Annotated in this window: 12 protein-coding genes; 8 read left to right on the plus strand and 4 right to left on the minus strand. The window is 56.4% G+C overall.

Annotated features, from left to right (window positions below; translation table 11 throughout):
• Window positions 1–13 precede the first annotated feature (13 nt).
• The 6 genes from KHU30_RS13045 to KHU30_RS13070 are packed head-to-tail and all read left to right on the plus strand — an operon-like array spanning window position 14 to window position 6,817.
• Window positions 14–1,219 carry a TagK domain-containing protein gene (locus tag KHU30_RS13045; RefSeq protein ID WP_211443032.1) on the plus strand — a complete coding sequence of 402 codons (1,206 nt, stop codon included), beginning with the start codon at window positions 14–16 and terminating at the stop codon, window positions 1,217–1,219.
• Entirely contained in the window at window positions 1,216–2,058 is an 843-nt protein-coding gene (locus KHU30_RS13050; protein WP_211443033.1) for a type VI secretion system accessory protein TagJ, read from the plus strand. The genes KHU30_RS13045 and KHU30_RS13050 overlap by 4 nt, the downstream gene beginning before the upstream one ends.
• A 20-nt stretch (window positions 2,059–2,078) precedes the next feature.
• Window positions 2,079–2,636, plus strand: a complete 558-nt coding sequence (gene tssE, locus KHU30_RS13055; RefSeq protein ID WP_211443034.1) for a type VI secretion system baseplate subunit TssE — start codon at window positions 2,079–2,081, stop codon at window positions 2,634–2,636.
• Between the two features lie 55 nt (window positions 2,637–2,691).
• Entirely contained in the window at window positions 2,692–4,572 is a 1,881-nt protein-coding gene (gene tssF / locus KHU30_RS13060) for a type VI secretion system baseplate subunit TssF (RefSeq protein WP_211443035.1), read from the plus strand.
• Complete coding sequence (gene tssG / locus KHU30_RS13065; protein ID WP_407928070.1) at window positions 4,572–5,714, plus strand: type VI secretion system baseplate subunit TssG; 1,143 nt, start codon at window positions 4,572–4,574, stop codon at window positions 5,712–5,714. The genes tssF and tssG overlap by 1 nt, the downstream gene beginning before the upstream one ends.
• Window positions 5,708–6,817: a type VI secretion system protein TssA gene (locus KHU30_RS13070; protein ID WP_211443036.1), complete on the plus strand. Its 1,110-nt coding sequence runs from the start codon at window positions 5,708–5,710 to the stop codon at window positions 6,815–6,817. The genes tssG and KHU30_RS13070 overlap by 7 nt, the downstream gene beginning before the upstream one ends.
• A 204-nt stretch (window positions 6,818–7,021) precedes the next feature.
• Here the strand turns inward: KHU30_RS13070 and KHU30_RS13075 are convergent, their stop codons facing one another.
• The 4 genes from KHU30_RS13075 to KHU30_RS13090 form a co-directional block, all read right to left on the minus strand.
• On the minus strand, window positions 7,022–8,380 hold the full coding sequence (locus KHU30_RS13075) for an amidase (RefSeq protein WP_230427382.1): 1,359 nt from the start codon (window positions 8,378–8,380) through the stop codon (window positions 7,022–7,024).
• Window positions 8,381–8,935: 555 nt separating this feature from the next.
• Entirely contained in the window at window positions 8,936–9,574 is a 639-nt protein-coding gene (locus tag KHU30_RS13080; RefSeq protein WP_211443038.1) for an NADPH-dependent F420 reductase, read from the minus strand.
• 99 nt (window positions 9,575–9,673) lie between these two features.
• Window positions 9,674–10,096, minus strand: a complete 423-nt coding sequence (locus tag KHU30_RS13085) for a DoxX family protein (protein ID WP_211443039.1) — start codon at window positions 10,094–10,096, stop codon at window positions 9,674–9,676.
• Between the two features lie 102 nt (window positions 10,097–10,198).
• Complete coding sequence (locus KHU30_RS13090) at window positions 10,199–11,062, minus strand: pirin family protein (protein WP_211443040.1); 864 nt, start codon at window positions 11,060–11,062, stop codon at window positions 10,199–10,201.
• A 195-nt stretch (window positions 11,063–11,257) separates the two neighbouring features.
• On the opposite strand from KHU30_RS13090, the gene KHU30_RS13095 reads away from it, so the two are divergent.
• The gene (locus tag KHU30_RS13095) at window positions 11,258–12,151 is read left to right on the plus strand and encodes a LysR family transcriptional regulator (protein ID WP_211443041.1); all 894 of its coding nucleotides are present in this window, start codon (window positions 11,258–11,260) and stop codon (window positions 12,149–12,151) included.
• Window positions 12,152–12,689: 538 nt separating this feature from the next.
• Window positions 12,690–15,272, plus strand: a complete 2,583-nt coding sequence (locus KHU30_RS13100) for a glycoside hydrolase family 15 protein (protein WP_211443042.1) — start codon at window positions 12,690–12,692, stop codon at window positions 15,270–15,272.
• Window positions 15,273–15,425 lie beyond the last annotated feature (153 nt).

Consider the following 15,425-nt stretch of genomic DNA (forward strand, 5'->3'; position numbering starts at 1 on the left):
TGGCAGGTAATTGATGATTCCTTTTAAACGCAATTTGCATCTGCGCGTTTTGCACCAGCATGGCATGACGGTGCAAGCCACGCTCATTTTTACTGCAGACACGGTGCTGGGCGAAAAGCAATTCGCCGATTATGTGCCAGAAACGGAGCGCAGATGGTTGAATGACCTGCGATGCACCGTGTGCTGGCGTACCTTCGGCGCCGCAGCAGGTGGATGGTGGCTAGAATGTAATAGTCAGCGCTGGGCGTGTTCCGTCAACGATGTGCCGTTGCACTATCAGCAGAGTCTGCCTTTGCATGCAGGAGACCGGATTGAGCTGGGAATGTTGCATCTGGAGGTCGGCGAAGCCAATAGGTCGGAAGTTGGCCAACATACTGCTCCCCAGTCGACCACCCAAGAAATGACAAACGTCGCAACACTTGCAGAAACAATACCGTTGCCCAAGTTGGGGAACGACGATGCTGCTGCGTCACTGACCAGTTTGATACGTGGCAAACATGATTCACTGGAGCCGGTGACCAGCGCGAATCTCTTCGATATCGTTCCAGAAGCTCTCGGAACGGATTTTGGGAGGGAAAAAACACCGCATTCCACGGTTCCTGTTCTTAGCGACCAAGATATTATCAATGGCAAGCACCTTGATGCTGCTTATATTGCGCAGACCAAATCCAACGTAGTCAACTTGGAAGCACCGGCAGCGCCTCCTTTTGCATTCTCATCTGACGTCCTTGCTGACGAGGAGAATCATGGCGATGAAGACGCGATGGTTGACCAAGGTGTCCATAGCAATATCATGGAAGAGCTTGGCAAAGATTATATTCGGGCAGTTCAAGACCCGGCATCGCTGCATGCACAGCTCAATATGCAATCAATGCCTGAACTCACCGACTCCCTTCTCAGAACACCGACCGAGCTGGCTGCCCATATTCCGCAGCATGTTTCGATTGAAGATTTAGTGTCGGGAGAGCTGGGAATAGAGAATTTGTTTCAGCAATTCGGCACGCAAGAGTGGCAGTTGCCTTCTTCGGCGCCAGACAATGACGTATTGAATCTATTCGCGCAGGGCCTCGCGATACCGAAACAACGTTCAAATTTGCCTTCCCTGACACGTCGTGAGCATCATGCTTTTAGTCCTGATAGTTCCTATTGGGCTGCCACCAACTCCAGGCAGGATGCAGAAAAGCAGGTTTTACCAACGAAGGACTCTGACCCGATATGACCACACACGCCTCAAATGGCAATGCATCCGACCACGATCACGGCAGCGCGCTCAATAGCTGGCTGCAGCAAGATTCGTTGGTGAGTGTTTTAGTGCGCTTAGAAAACGACATCCGTTCGGCGCCAACTGACCTTGGACTGCGCTGGGGGCTGTTTCAAACATTATGTCTGTTAGGCCAGTGGGAGCGCGCGCTCAAGCAATTGCAGGTCTGCGCCAAGCTGGACGCCGAACTGGTGTCGACCGCACAGGTCATGCGCGACCTGATTCGTAGCGAAATGCTGCGGACTGCCGTTTTCGCGGGGAAAAAGCAGCCAGGTCATATGGTGGGCAGCCCACCGGGATGGATGTTGCGTTTGCTGGATGCCTTGTCCGCCGCGGGGAACGGTGACGTCAATGCGGCCGATATGGCCCGTGAGGAAGCATTGTCGGCCGCACCGGAAGTCGCCGGCGAGAGCAATCTCGGCGCATTCACCTGGATAACGGAGAGCGATTCGCGCCTCGGTCCGGTGTGCGAAATGGTTGTCGCCGGCATGTACCGTTGGTGCCCGTTCAGTGAAATCACCACCCTCAACATTGCACCGCCGCACAGCCTGCTCGACCTCATCTGGACCCGCGCCGAGGTCAGCCTGCGTGATGGTTCCGCATTGAAAGCCTATCTACCGGTGCGCTATCCGGGCTCCGAGGTGGCAGACGACGCCATCCGTCTTGCACGCGAAACACGTTGGCGGGAAGAAGGAAAAACCGGTGTTTTTGGCCTTGGCCAGAAAACCTGGATGACTGACGCCGGCGATGTGGGGCTACTCGATTTGCGAGTTATCACTTTTGCACAAAATCCTTAGCCGCGGAACACGGATACATCATGGAAAAAGCAGCCTGGCGTCACCCAGTCTCGGATGATAAATCCAACGACAAGCAAAATGCCCCGCGACATCCGAATGCGCATCTGCTGCCGACGCTGTTCGACCGTCTGCGCGACGACGAACCGTTACGCAGCTCTGAAGCACCGGGGGAATATACGGTCACGCGCACGCAATTGCGCCAAATCATCCAGCGAGACCTGGCTTTCCTGTTGAACACGGTGAACATGGAGGATTTGCTGGACCGCGACCACCATGCGGAAGCTGCGGCTTCGACCATCAATTACGGTGTGCCGCCGCTGGCCGGCAGCTATCTCTCCGAACATAAATGGGCAGACATCGAACAGCGTCTGCGTCGTGCGATTTTCGACTTCGAGCCACGCCTGATGCAGGAAACCCTGCAAATCGTGCCGCTGATGAAAGAAGGCGCGGAACGGCAATACAACGTGCTGTTGTTCGAAATCCGCGGGGCGATTCGCATGGACCCTTATCCGATGACGTTCATGGTGCAAAGCTCGGTCGATTTGGAGACCAATCGCATGTCCATAAACGAGAAGTAAAAGCCGGGCTTGTTCCGGCGACGAAGCACACAATTTATTCTTTAGGCAAAATAGCATGGACCCACTCCTTCTCGATTACTACAACCGTGAACTCATTTACATGCGCGAACTGGCGGGCGAATTCGCGGAGCAGCATCCGAAGATCGCCAAGCGACTGGGGATGCACGGTATCGAAGTAGCCGACCCGTATGTGGAGCGCCTAATCGAGTCGTTCTGTTTCATGTCGGCCCGCATGCAAATCAAGCTGGATGCGGAATTTCCTCGCTTTACACAGCGTTTACTGGAAGTAATTTACCCCAACTACATTTGCCCGACGCCGTCGATGGCGGTGGCGCAATTGCATCCGAATTCGAAGGAAGGCGACTTGCGGCGGGGCTTCAAAGTGCCGCGGCAGACGGCATTTCACGCCAAAATCCCGCAAGGAGAAAAAACAGCCTGCGAGTTTCGCAGCAGCGCCGATGTCATGCTGTGGCCGATTGAAATTGTCGCTGCGCGGTTGACCAGTGCGCCTCCGGATATTCCTTCCATGGATAGGCATTTGCCGGCGCATCTTCAGGTGCAGGGCGCGCTGCGACTGACCTTGCGTATCGGTGGCGAGCTGAATTTTTCCGATTTGCAGGGACTGGACCGATTGCCCATCTATCTCTGCGGCGAAGAAGGCATGGCCTCGCATTTATTCGAGCTATTGCACACCTCAGCGGTGGCGACTTTTATTTGTGCACCGGGTGCGATAGGCAGCAATCCACATGTCGTAGTCAAAGATGCCCTGGTGCACGAGGGATTGCAGCCTAACCAAAGCCTGTTGCCACTGGCTTGGAACACCTTTCATGGGCATAACCTGCTGCACGAATATTTCTCCTGCCCGAGCCGTTTCTATTTCTTCGCGTTGACGCAATTGGCGCCTGGCTTGGCACGGATACATGGCAAAGATGCGGAAATCGTGATTCTTCTGTCTAAGCCGCCGGGGGCACTGAGCAATCATGTCGATGCACAGCAGTTCGCCTTGCACTGCACGCCGGTCATTAACCTGTTCCCGAAGCGCACCGACCGGGTCGAACTGAACTCGGCGCAGGCGGAATTCCATTTGGTGCCGGACCGCGCGCGGCCGATGGATTTTGAGGTATTTTCGGTGCAGGAAATCAGTGCCCAGGCGGACAAAAATGCCGAGGCGATGACATTTCGTCCGTTGTTCCAGACCTTGAACCAGGATGAAGGCAACTTCGGGCGCTATTTCTCGATGCGCCGCGAACGCCGCTTGACCTCTTCCACGGCGCGCAAATACGGGACGCGTACCCCGTACACCGGTACGGAAGTGTTTATTTCTTTGGTCGACCAAAACGAAGCACCGTATGCGGATAATCTGTCGCATTTGGCGGTCAATGCGTTGCTGACCAACCGTGACCTACCCGGATTGGTGCCGCGCAATGGCCAATCCGATTTGCGCGTGGCCGATTCACTACCTGTCGCCAGTGTCGGTTTGATTCGCCCGCCCAGTACGCCGCAAGCGCCTTTTGCCGAACGCGAAATGGCCTGGCGTCTGATTCGGCAACTGGGCTTCAATTATCTGCCATTGACCGATATGAGCGGTCGTGAGGGCGGGCAGGCGCTGCGCGACATGTTGCGATTATTTGTCACTGGCGAGGATTCAGCGCAAATGCGGCAGGTGCAGAGCCTGATTGGCTCCGACGTGGAGCCGGTGACCCGCCGTCTGCCCGGTAAAGGTCCGCTGGTGTATGGCCGTGGAGTCGCTTGCAAGCTGACGGTGGACGAAGCCGGTTTCTCCGGAACCAGTCCGTACCTGTTCGGCTTGATACTGGAACATTGGCTGGCGCGTCACGTATCGATTAATGTGTTCACGCAAACCGAATTGCATTCGATGCAGCGCGGCATGGTGGCACGTTGGCCGGTGCGCATGGGTGGCCGAGGAGTGGTCTGATGCTGACGATGGATTCCGATGATCAGGCCGTTGCTACAGGTCTGTCCGCGCATGGCGAGGCGACTAACGAGGCAAGTTTGAGAGCGGTCGATGTGGCGACCTGGCGTTATCGCCTGATAGACGCTGCCGCCCATCCCTGGAGATACGGCTTTGTGAGCTTGCTGCGGGTGACGGCCGCGCGTCATCCCCACTTACCGCCAATCGGTCGGGCTAGCTTGCCGAGACAAGAGCCGTTTCGGCTAGGCCAGCAACCGTCAATGACCTTCTCCCCGCGGGAAATTGCGGCAATTGACCCACATGCTAAGCATCCTCAGATTCGCTTGTTCGGATTAGGCATGTTAGGGCCGAATGGCCCCTTGCCGATTCACTTTACGGAAATTGCCAAAGACCGGCTGGACAACCGGCATGATGCGACCCTGGTCAATTTCCTGGACACGTTTCACCACCGCTACATGACGCACATGTATCGCGCCTGGTCGCAAGCGCAGGCGGCAGCGGGTCTGGACCGTGCCGATGACGAGCAATTCTCACGGTATGTCAGCCGATTGGCTGGGAACGACCCGGTGAATATCCAGTCGTCGCCACTGCCGCCCCATGCGCGCATGGCAGCATCCGCCCATCTGGTGCGCGAGGCCCGGAACCCCGATGGCTTGGCGACAACCCTGGCGCATTTCTTCGGCGTGCCGGTACAGATTGAAGAGCATGTATTGCACTGGATTAATGTCTCACAGGACGAGCACACCTTGCTGGGACGGGCCTCGGTGGCCAGCGTGATGAGCGAGGGAGCGCTGCTGGGCGAAGCGGTGCCGGACCGCCAGCATAAATTCCGTATCGTCATCGGCCCATTGTCGTTGGCGCAATATCTGCATCTGACACCGCAAGGACGCGACCTGCCGCTACTGGTCGAATGGGTCAGGGCATTCGTCGGATTCGAATACGAATGGGAAGTCGAACTCAAGGTCGCTGCCACGGCGGCTACACCGGCCCGTATTGGTGGCGAGGAAAAATTGGGATGGGCGACCTGGTTAGGTGACAGCGACGCATCGCAGGCCGCCACGACCGGGATGGTCTTTGAGCCGGAACACTACATGCGTCAACAACCACAGCGGACCAAGGTCCGCCAAGGAACACAACAATGTTGAATAAACTCACGCAAACACTACACAATCTGATGGGCACGGCTACGCCCGAATGGCTGGCGCCGCTGTCGGACAGCGAGCCGTGTGGCCCAAATTTGGAGTATGACCCGGAATATATGCTGTTAATGGCAAAGGCAGCGCCGAGGAACGATGCTCAATATGGTAATTTTGTGGATACGCCGGAAGGGCCGAACTGGGCTGATATCGAGCGCGATTGCCAGCGCTTGTTGTTGCGTTCCCGCGATATTACTTTGCTGGTATTGCTGCTGCGGTCCCGTACACGCAGTGCGCAAGCGGCCGGGTTGCAGGAAGGCTTGACCAGGCTGGTTGGATTTTTGGAACACTATCCTGAGCATATTCATCCGCAGTTGCTGATTGAGGGGGAGCGGGACTTTGCGATGCGCGCCAATGCACTCTCTGCCCTGGCCGACCCTGAAGGGTTGCTTTCGGATATCCGAGATATCACCTTGTCCAAAAGCTCGGCGATACGCTTACAGGTGCGTGACGTAGAGCGCGCCTTTGCGTCCCCACGTCATCCTGATGCGCTGTCGGTTGAGGCGGTACAACGTCAATTGGCGGATTTGCGCCATGCCCGCAATCCTGCATTGCAAGACTTGTCAGAGGCATCGGTGCTTATCGGGCGTTTGCAGCTGTGGTGTCAAAGCGATTTGCAAGATTATGTCCCAGACCTGGCGCCTCTCGTACGCCTGCTCGGATTGTTCGCATCGAAGTCGGGCATGGCCATGGCAAAGCCGGTGGAATCACCGACGCCGGACGCCAAGGTGAATAAGGCGGTCCAAGAACTCCGCATGGCAGAAGTTAAGCCATCCGCCCCTTCTCAAGGCAGTCTTCGCGCATATCTGAATGCCATTAGCGACCAAAGGAAACCATCAATGACCCCGACAGATATGTCCAATCACACCATCAATGGACGACAGGCGGCCTTGCAAACCATACAGGAAGCGCGTGAATGGTTCGAGCTGGTTGAGCCCAGCAGTCCTGTTGCCATCCTGCTGCGCCAGGCGGAAAAAATGGTGGGGAAGCGATTTTCTGAAGTGGCGCAATCGATTCCGCCGGATTTGCTGGCGCGCTGGGAACAGGAGTGATGGGTTCACCGCCCGTGCGAACAGGAGCGGGTAGCCGGCAGATTTTATTGTTCGCTATCAATGACCACGAACAATAATGTCTGTCGAAATATCCGCCGCTTCCTGGAACCGAGACCTTCTCGTTAGCACGACTTGCGATGGAAGACCCGACATCATGACAATGAATTCCCGCCTCGGCCAAACGGTCTTGTCGGGCAATCATCGTCAGCTACGAGGCGGCGAAACAATCGCCTCCACCGAGCGCCCCACCGAGAGAATATGGTGGTCGGCATTTTGGATACCTGCAATCATGAGCCCGACCGGCGCGTCACCCGCCTGGTGGCAGGGTATCGAGAGCGCGCAGCCGTCGAACAGGTTGACCACCGATGGATTGCGCAGCATGCGTCCGTTGATGCGATAGTAGCTCTCATCGTCCTTGATCACGTCAGCGATGGGTGGCGCGATATCAGGTGTTGTCGGCATCAGCATCGCGTCATAGCCAGCCGCGGCTTGATTTATCGAGCGGATGAATTCGCGCCGAAGCGCCAGAAGTTGAACATAGTCTGGCGCGCTGATGGTTTCGCCGGTTTTGATGCGAGCAAGGACGCGTGGATCGTATTTGTCTGCGCCGTCTTTAATATATTTGCGATGCCAGGCGTAAGCCTCCGACGCCGTGATCATGCCGCGTGGATTGATGTTCGGCGCCTGCGCAAATTCGATCATCGGTAACTCGACAATGGTCGCTCCCGCCGCTGACAACCGTGACAAGGCAGACTCGAATGCGCGCGCGACAGGTTCGGACAAATCATTCTGAAAGTAAGTCTTTGGCACAGCGAATCGCAGTCCGCGCAATGCCGGCGCGTGGGGTGCCCGCACAGCCTCAGCCGTGAGCACGGCATCGAGCAATGCGCAGTCGGCAACACTCCAGGCGATCGGACCTACCGAATCCAAGGTAGTCGATAGCGGCATGACGCCTTCGCGCGGTACACGACTTTGCGTCGGCTTGAATCCAACCAAGCCGTTGAGCGCGGCAGGAATGCGCAGCGACCCGCCGGTATCCGTTCCAATAGCGCCGGCAGCCATGCCGTCAGCCACCGATATGCCGCCGCCCGATGTCGAGCCGCCGGGAATACGGCCGGTAGCACGGTCATAAGCATTCTTCGGAGTACCGTAGTGCGGATTGATGCCCAGCCCCGTGTAGGCGAACTCGACGGTATTGGTGCGCCCGATGATGACTGCGCCGGCCTTACGCAATCTGGCCACTACGGTCGAATCGACCAGCGCGGGGGGCTGGCCGACCAGAACCGTGGAACCTCCCAGGGTAGTTTGTCCGGCCTCGTCGAGCAGATCTTTGATTGAAACAGGTATGCCGGCAATCGGGGAGGCGACAATGCCACGACGACGCTGCGCATCGATCTCGCTCGCAGCTGCACGAGCCTTTTCGGCGTAGACGGTCATGAAGGCGCGTGAGCCTTCTCCATTGGGATCGCTGATGGCGGCAAGTGCTTCTTCAACCAATTGGCGGCTGCTCAAGGAGCCGGCAGCGAGCCGGCGAGACATTTCCGTCATTGAAATGTGTCCCATGGCAGTGCTGGCGGTCGTTCGCGCAAAAGCCCCTGGCGCTATTGCGCCAACTCCCGCAAGGGCTGCGTACTTGCCGGTTTTCTGCAGGAAATTACGTCGCTGAATATCCATTTGTCTCCCCCTTTAAATTTATTGGACGAGGTTTTCGTGGCCCCGCTCTTTGTTCATAAGCAAACGCCATGCCATTTGCACATAAATTGATAAGTGCATGAAAATACGATTTTTTATCGTTGCGCAAGCCAATACAAGAAACAAAATGGATGTAAATCCGCACGGCAGGAAAGGAAAATTCCGGGAAACGCGACTGGATATGAATTGGCCCTCATGCAATTTCACCGCCCGTCAGCGCTGGAGGTTTCTGGCCGTGCAAAGCCCCCTATGCATGAACGCCCCAAGCAAGGGAAACTCACTATGCTACCCCGCACTGTTCCACCACCCTGGCAAGGACATAGTGCCCGGAAAGCCGATCAGCCGGTGTGATGCGCGCAATCCACAGAATACTTGGTCCTGCGGATTTTCTGTGCGCCAACCGGCATAGTTGTTTTGATCGTAACGTTAGTTTGAAAGTTTGATCAGGTTCACTGCAGGTAATGGGCCGCCCGGAAACTGTTGCAGCTTGCCGCCTACCGCCAAGGTACCTAAATCAATGCTGGCAAATCCCAATCGGTCTATCAGCTGTTCGACCATGGATTTGGCTGCGGCATCATCGCCCGATAAAAATACGATGCGCTTGCCGCCAGCTTGCTTCGGATCGCTGGCCAACACTGCGGCAAGCAAGGTATTGAATGATTTCACTAGTCTGGCTCCGGGCAACATATCGCTTACTACCTCGCTGGAATTACGCCCGCCGAGTTCGGCCAGTTGAAATCCGGGTTGAACCACCGGATTGGTCGCGTCGATAACGATGCGGCCTTCCCAGGATGGCAAATCGGCCAGCGCCGACGGTAGTTGCGCCCAGTTCACGCTCAACACCACAATATCGGCCGCAGCCGCATCACGAACACTGCCTGCGCGGGCATTAGGGCCTAGCAGGGCAACCACATCAGCGAGCGATTCAGGGCCGCGACTGTTGCTGAGCGTGACTTTCAGACCGGCGCGGACGACCTGCTTTGCCATCGCCTGACCGATAGCGCCGGCGCCGATGATGCCGATATGCTGGATACCTTCTTTGTTAGCTTGTGCGTTGTTCGACATGATGATTCCTTTCATTCGTTGTCGTAGTTATGACCGATAAACGTAGCCCGCAAAGACGCGCGAGCTCTTGCATTGCGTGGATGACTATTGCGTGCCGGTTCAGACTGTGCGCGGCGTGATTTTCGACGCCTTGCGGGCGTCAAGACTGAATGCACCCGGGCCGAAAGTCATGAATTGAAGCAGGCCGCCTGCCATTGCAATGTTCTTGAGCAGATTGAACAACTGATTCTGGTCGCCGATTGCGTGATGGAACACCAGGCCGGTGACCACAGAAAATACGGCCAGCATCAAGGCTGTGATTCGCGTCTGAAAACCGAACGCCAGCAACAGGCCGCCACCGATTTCGACTGCTACGGCAACTGCGAATCCCAAGGTCGGGAACGGCAACCCCATGGCGCCGATGTAACCTATCGTCATGGCGGGAGCGGCAATCTTGCCGGCGCCGCTGACGAGGAAAATCGCCGCCATCATGAGTCGGCCAATGAAGGGAAAAGAGGGTGAGGTGTTAGTTGCGTTTTGCATGTCAGCTCCTGATGAAATAGAAAATTGATGAAAAAATAAATTACTGAAAATTGCTCTGGCGCCTGCTGCCGTGCTGTCAAGTTGCGGGATAACTTCTTGAAACTACAAACTGCGATTTGCTTCCAGTTGCTCTCTGATGCGTTCGATCTCGGTTTCGCCGCGTTCCAGCGCATAACCATCCGTGTGAACCGAGTAATAACCCAGCACCAGATCGTGGGGATGCTTGACGGCGGAACCCAAAACAAATTCGGTATCACCTTCTGCGAAAAAATCCAGGGCGGCTGTCGATTCTTCGAATACGGCGAGTTCGTTCTGTAACTCCATGCCTGCCGCATGCAGCTTGCCTGCATAGGGAGCGACCCAGCCGACCGTGTGCCCGGTAGGCGGCTGATAGCGCCAGCGCTGTCCGTTTTTCAGTACGACATGCAGATAATTGATGGATGCACGAGTTGCGATGGCGCTCGTCGCTTTCCCGTAGCGACCGAGAATGACGCGGGCTGGACCATGGGTTTGTACCTGTTCGGGCGCCAGATACTGGCTGTGTGCGACGCCGTTTTCGTCCTCCGGCGGCAATGCAATCCACAGTTGAAAGCCTCGCACGCGCTCGCCTTCGGCAGCACCGCCGGCATGCCAGACTCCGCCGCCGGCGTTCATCCATTCGACGCTGCCGGGCGAGAGGGTGCCGCTTTTACCCGTCGTATCCTGGTAATCCATATTGCCGGAAATGACGACAGTGACGGTTGCGATGCCGGAATGCGGGTGCATGCCCGCGAGGGGCTTGCCGGTGGGACGAATATCAAAGTCGTCTAAGAAAACAAAAGGCTTGATTTTTTCACCGATGCCTGACGGGCTCGCAAGGCGCGTAAACCATTCCTGACGCTTCCCTTTTGTGCGATAAACGATTTGACGTGTTTGCGACGTTGCTTGCTCAGTCAGAGCAGTATTGTCGGTAACAATTGTGTACATGATTAGTACTCCTTGATGAGTGAAATGTTTCCATAGAGACATTAGTTTTAATTCTCAACAATGTGCCGCCTTTTGCCTGTAACGCGTTGGTCATGGATATTTGAGATGTCCTGAACCAATGACTGCATGGTAGGCACTAGACTGATATCGCGGAAGCCTATATATTTCGATGGAATCAATCGTCTGGAGCGATACATGTTAGATGCAATGTCCATGGACCAGCTGCGCACGTTTATTGCCGCAGCAGACGAAGGAAGCTTCTCCGCGGCGGGACGCAAACTGCGGCGCGCGCAATCGGTTGTCAGCCAGACGCTGGCAAATCTTGAGCAGCAAATCGGATTCCCGCTATTTGAAAGAACCGGCCGTTATCCGCAATTGACGGAGGCCGGAAAGGTACTGCTGGCGGATGCCCGTGCTGCAGCTGACAGCATGGATGGATTCAAGGCGAGGGCACGTACGCTGGCGGAAGGTCTTGAACCTGAATTATCCGTAGCTGTGGATGTGATGTACCCCATCGCAGCGCTCACTGAAGCGGTACGCGCCTTTCATGCCGCCTTTCCCATCACGCCGCTGAGGCTGTATGTGGAGGCGCTTGGAGCAGTAGTCCAACCGGTTCTGGATGGCCGCAGCCGTATCGGCATCATCGGCTCTTTGCCGGAAGTGCCAAGCAATTGCGAATCCGAGTATCTATTGAGTGTTCCTGCAATTGCAGTGGCGTCTCCCGCGCATGCGCTCGCAAGCCTGGGCGGCATGATTCCCCGCGCCACAGCCGCCGCTCATGTGCAACTGGTGTTGACGGATCGCTCCAATCTCACGGAGGGTCGTAATTTTGGTGTCATGTCGCCGCTGGTATGGCGACTTGCCGACTTGGGCGCCAAGCATGCCTTTTTACGTGCGGGCCTGGGCTGGGGCATCATGCCGCGACACATGATCGAAGAAGACATCGCGCGCGGCACACTCGTGACGATTGAATTGGAGGCCCATCCTTCGATTGGCTCAGCCTTTTCCATGCATGCCATATACCGTAAGGATATGCCGCCCGGCCCTGCAGGAAGGTGGTTTGTAGGACAGTTGAAAAGAATCAATTAGCTACCGGCTCGCCAGATACAAATCCTGGCCGCACAGCGCATGGCACGGGGCAGAAGCCCCAACCGCCGCTCGCTACGCCCTTCTTCACACAACATCTCGCAGACTAACTTGGCTTAAGCAAGTTGGTCATTTGACATATTCCCCTGTCAAATGGGGGGCAAGAATCGGCAGCAAAATATCTCGTTGACATCAATAGGAAAGAAAAATACTATCATTCCCTATCGCAATATGTAGTTTTACTACTTTATTGCTTTACTGCATCCTGCTGCGCGCGTTCGAATTGTTTCTGATCAGAACAGAATTTGGCAGCGTCATCCAGGTGCAGTTCGTAACAACATGCGTTTGGCAACGCAAGGTCCAGTCCGTCAAGCGCGCATCACCGCCGCACCCGTATTGCTCACAGTTTCTTGTGAATTTTTTTGCATAAAAATGATATTCAAAGCCGCTTTGGCCGGAACGGCAGCCTGAGTCAGCTGACTGCCGGAGGTAATGAGGCGGGTCCTTTTTAACTAGAAAAGCAATATTGCAGGAGACAAACATGAATCGACGTATTACATTGACCGTCGTCGCTGCCTCTCTGATGGCGGCTTTCCTGACCGTGCCGCAGGCATTTGCCAGCGGCGCCGCACCGGGCGGTCCGGGCCTTGGGTCCAGCTGGGCGCCCGCGCAGAAGTCCTTGCTCGGCACCTCGGCCAGCAATACATCGCGGGTCTACTTTACCGGGTACCGCAGCATTATCACGGAGGTCTTCTACCCGACCCTGGATAATCCGAATAACGTCGATCTGCAGTTCCTGGTCGGCGACACGGCAAAAACCTTTGTCGACGAAGAAAAAGTGCAAGCGGCCTATACCGCGACGCGAGCGGACAAACGGTCCATGACCTGGACTGCAAGCACGGCCAATAGCGGCCACAACTGGCAACTGAGCAAAACCATTTTTGTCGACCCGACTCGCAATACCTTGATCCAGCGCACGACATTCACTGCGCTCAACGGCAAGAACGTCAGCAATTTCAATCTCTACCTCCTCCACAATCCCTCGATGAATGACGCGGGTTCGGGCGATACCGCAAAAACCCTTGTATCGGGCGGGCGCACCTTGCTTGTCGCCTCGAAATCGTCGCGCGCTTCTGCAATCGGCGTATCCCTGCCCTGGCAGAATGTCGCCGGCACCACCATGGCCTCGGTCGGCTTTGTCGGCGTCAACGACGGCTGGACCGACTTGCTTGGCGGTGCGTCCGACAAGACCATGGATTACACCTACGACACGGCATCGAATGGCAATGTGGCGCAGATGGGCTGGATCAACTTTGGCGGCAGCACTGCAACCAGCATCTCGTTCGACGTCGCCGTCGGTTTTGGCGCTACCGAAACAGAGGCGATGAACACGGCCAACGCAACGCTGGCGGACAACATCTCCACGCTGGGGACGACCTACGATAACGAATGGCATGCTTATAACAACACCCTGAGCACACAGGGCGGCACAGCGGACGATCAATACTATCTTGCTGCGATGTCGCTCAAGTCGATACAAGACAAATCGAATGGCGCGATGATTGCCGGCATGGGCACGCCGTGGGGAGAGACCGCGGACGACACCGTCAATACGGGTGGTTATCACCTCGTATGGGCGCGCGATCTTTTCAAGTTCGCCAATTCGCTCATTACGGCGGGCGATACGGCGTCGGCATCGTCCGCCGTCGGCTTCCTGTTCAATGTACAGCAGCAGGCGAGCGGGCGTTTTCCTCAGAATTCGCAAATCAATGGCACGCCATACTGGAACGGAACCCAGATGGATGAGCAGGCAATGCCCATCCTGCTTGCTTATCGCCTTGGTCCGGCTGTCTACAATCCGATCTGGCCGAAGATCAAGTTGGCGGCCGACTATATCGTTGCCAACGGTCCTTGGACGCAACAGGAACGCTGGGAAGAAACCTCTGGTTATTCGCCATCGACCATCGCCGCGGAAATTGCCGGGCTGGTGGCGGCGGCCAAGATAGCCATCGCGAATAACGACAGCACCAGCGCAGCAACATATCTGCGCACCGCTGACTATTGGCAGCAGAATGTCGCGGGATGGACCTTTACCAATACGGGCCCGCTCGGCAACGGCAAGTACTACATCCGGATCAATCCGACCGGGAAGAGCGGCACAGGCAGCGGCCCGCAGATCTACAATCCAGCCAGCGGCCCGGATGCCGCATCGATATATACGATAGGAAATGGCGGCGGCTCGCACGATCAACGCAAGATAATCGACGGCGGCTTTCTCGAACTGGTGCGCATGGGGATCAAGAGTCCGAACGACAGCACCATCGTCTCGACCATCCCGGTGTATGACGGCGCCATCAAGCAAACCGTGAGCGGGAAAGGCGATGCATGGTTCCGCTATAACTTCGACGGCTATGGGGAACAAAACGACGGCGCCAACTACAATGGCTCCTCTGGAAGAGGGCGACTGTGGCCGATCTTTACCGCTGAACGCGGGATGTACGAGATTGCAAAAAGCGGCCTCGGCAGCAGCGGCAGCACTTTCTTGAGCGCAGTGAAGGCATTTTCCACGCCTGAAGGCTTCGTCTCGGAACAGGTCTGGAATAACACGGCGTCGGTCACGCCCGGCATCGATGGCGGCTGGCAAGCGACGACACCCGCTCCGTATGTGCCGGGAAGCCCGACCAAATCAATTGCACCTCTGAGTTGGGCCATGGGCGAGTACATCAACCTGCTGGCATCGATCAATGCCAGCAGTGTCATCGATATTCCTCAACCTGTTTGCGCACGTTACAACAACTGCGCAATTGCCCCCTCAGCCGGTCAGGTACAGGCGGCTGTGAACGTGACGGCCAATACATTCCCCGGGCAGTGGGTATACGTGACCGGCAGCGTGCCCGAACTGGGATCATGGAACACCGATCTGGGCACGCCCGTGGATCCGGCCAGCTACCCGGCCTGGACAAACAAGGTCAACCTGCCTGCAAGTTCCGGAATCGCCTACAAGTACTATCGCAAGAATAGCGATGGTTCGGTCACGTGGGAGAACCTGCCAAATAACGGTAACCGTGCGCTGAATACGCCAGCCTCCGGAACCGTTACCTTGTCTGACAAGGTGAGCTGGTAATGCTGCAGGCAACCCACCGTGAAAGTCGCGCCGCATCGCGGCAGGGTCGCCTCCGGATAGCTCTCGCGGCATCGAAAAACGCGCCCCGGCTCCCTCAGCGAGACGCATGAACGCGCTTGGCGCCGCGCAGCGCTCCTGCCATCAGGAGTCGGG

This window comes from Collimonas humicola, assembly GCF_018304945.1.
In the GTDB taxonomy this organism is placed as follows: domain Bacteria; phylum Pseudomonadota; class Gammaproteobacteria; order Burkholderiales; family Burkholderiaceae_D; genus Collimonas; species Collimonas humicola.

Excerpts from the sequence above, each read along its gene's own strand:
- KHU30_RS13100 (WP_211443042.1), top strand. The coding sequence starts at position 12,690 with ATGAATCGACGTATTACATTGACCGTCGTCGCTGCCTCTCTGATGGCG.
- KHU30_RS13080 (WP_211443038.1), bottom strand. The coding sequence starts at position 9,574 with ATGTCGAACAACGCACAAGCTAACAAAGAAGGTATCCAGCATATCGGC.
- KHU30_RS13050 (WP_211443033.1), top strand. The coding sequence starts at position 1,216 with ATGACCACACACGCCTCAAATGGCAATGCATCCGACCACGATCACGGC.
- tssF (WP_211443035.1), top strand. The coding sequence starts at position 2,692 with ATGGACCCACTCCTTCTCGATTACTACAACCGTGAACTCATTTACATG.
- KHU30_RS13090 (WP_211443040.1), bottom strand. The coding sequence starts at position 11,062 with ATGTACACAATTGTTACCGACAATACTGCTCTGACTGAGCAAGCAACG.
- tssG (WP_407928070.1), top strand. The coding sequence starts at position 4,572 with ATGCTGACGATGGATTCCGATGATCAGGCCGTTGCTACAGGTCTGTCC.
- KHU30_RS13085 (WP_211443039.1), bottom strand. The coding sequence starts at position 10,096 with ATGCAAAACGCAACTAACACCTCACCCTCTTTTCCCTTCATTGGCCGA.
- KHU30_RS13075 (WP_230427382.1), bottom strand. The coding sequence starts at position 8,380 with ATGGGACACATTTCAATGACGGAAATGTCTCGCCGGCTCGCTGCCGGC.
- KHU30_RS13070 (WP_211443036.1), top strand. The coding sequence starts at position 5,708 with ATGTTGAATAAACTCACGCAAACACTACACAATCTGATGGGCACGGCT.
- KHU30_RS13095 (WP_211443041.1), top strand. The coding sequence starts at position 11,258 with ATGTTAGATGCAATGTCCATGGACCAGCTGCGCACGTTTATTGCCGCA.
- tssE (WP_211443034.1), top strand. The coding sequence starts at position 2,079 with ATGGAAAAAGCAGCCTGGCGTCACCCAGTCTCGGATGATAAATCCAAC.
- KHU30_RS13045 (WP_211443032.1), top strand. The coding sequence starts at position 14 with ATGATTCCTTTTAAACGCAATTTGCATCTGCGCGTTTTGCACCAGCAT.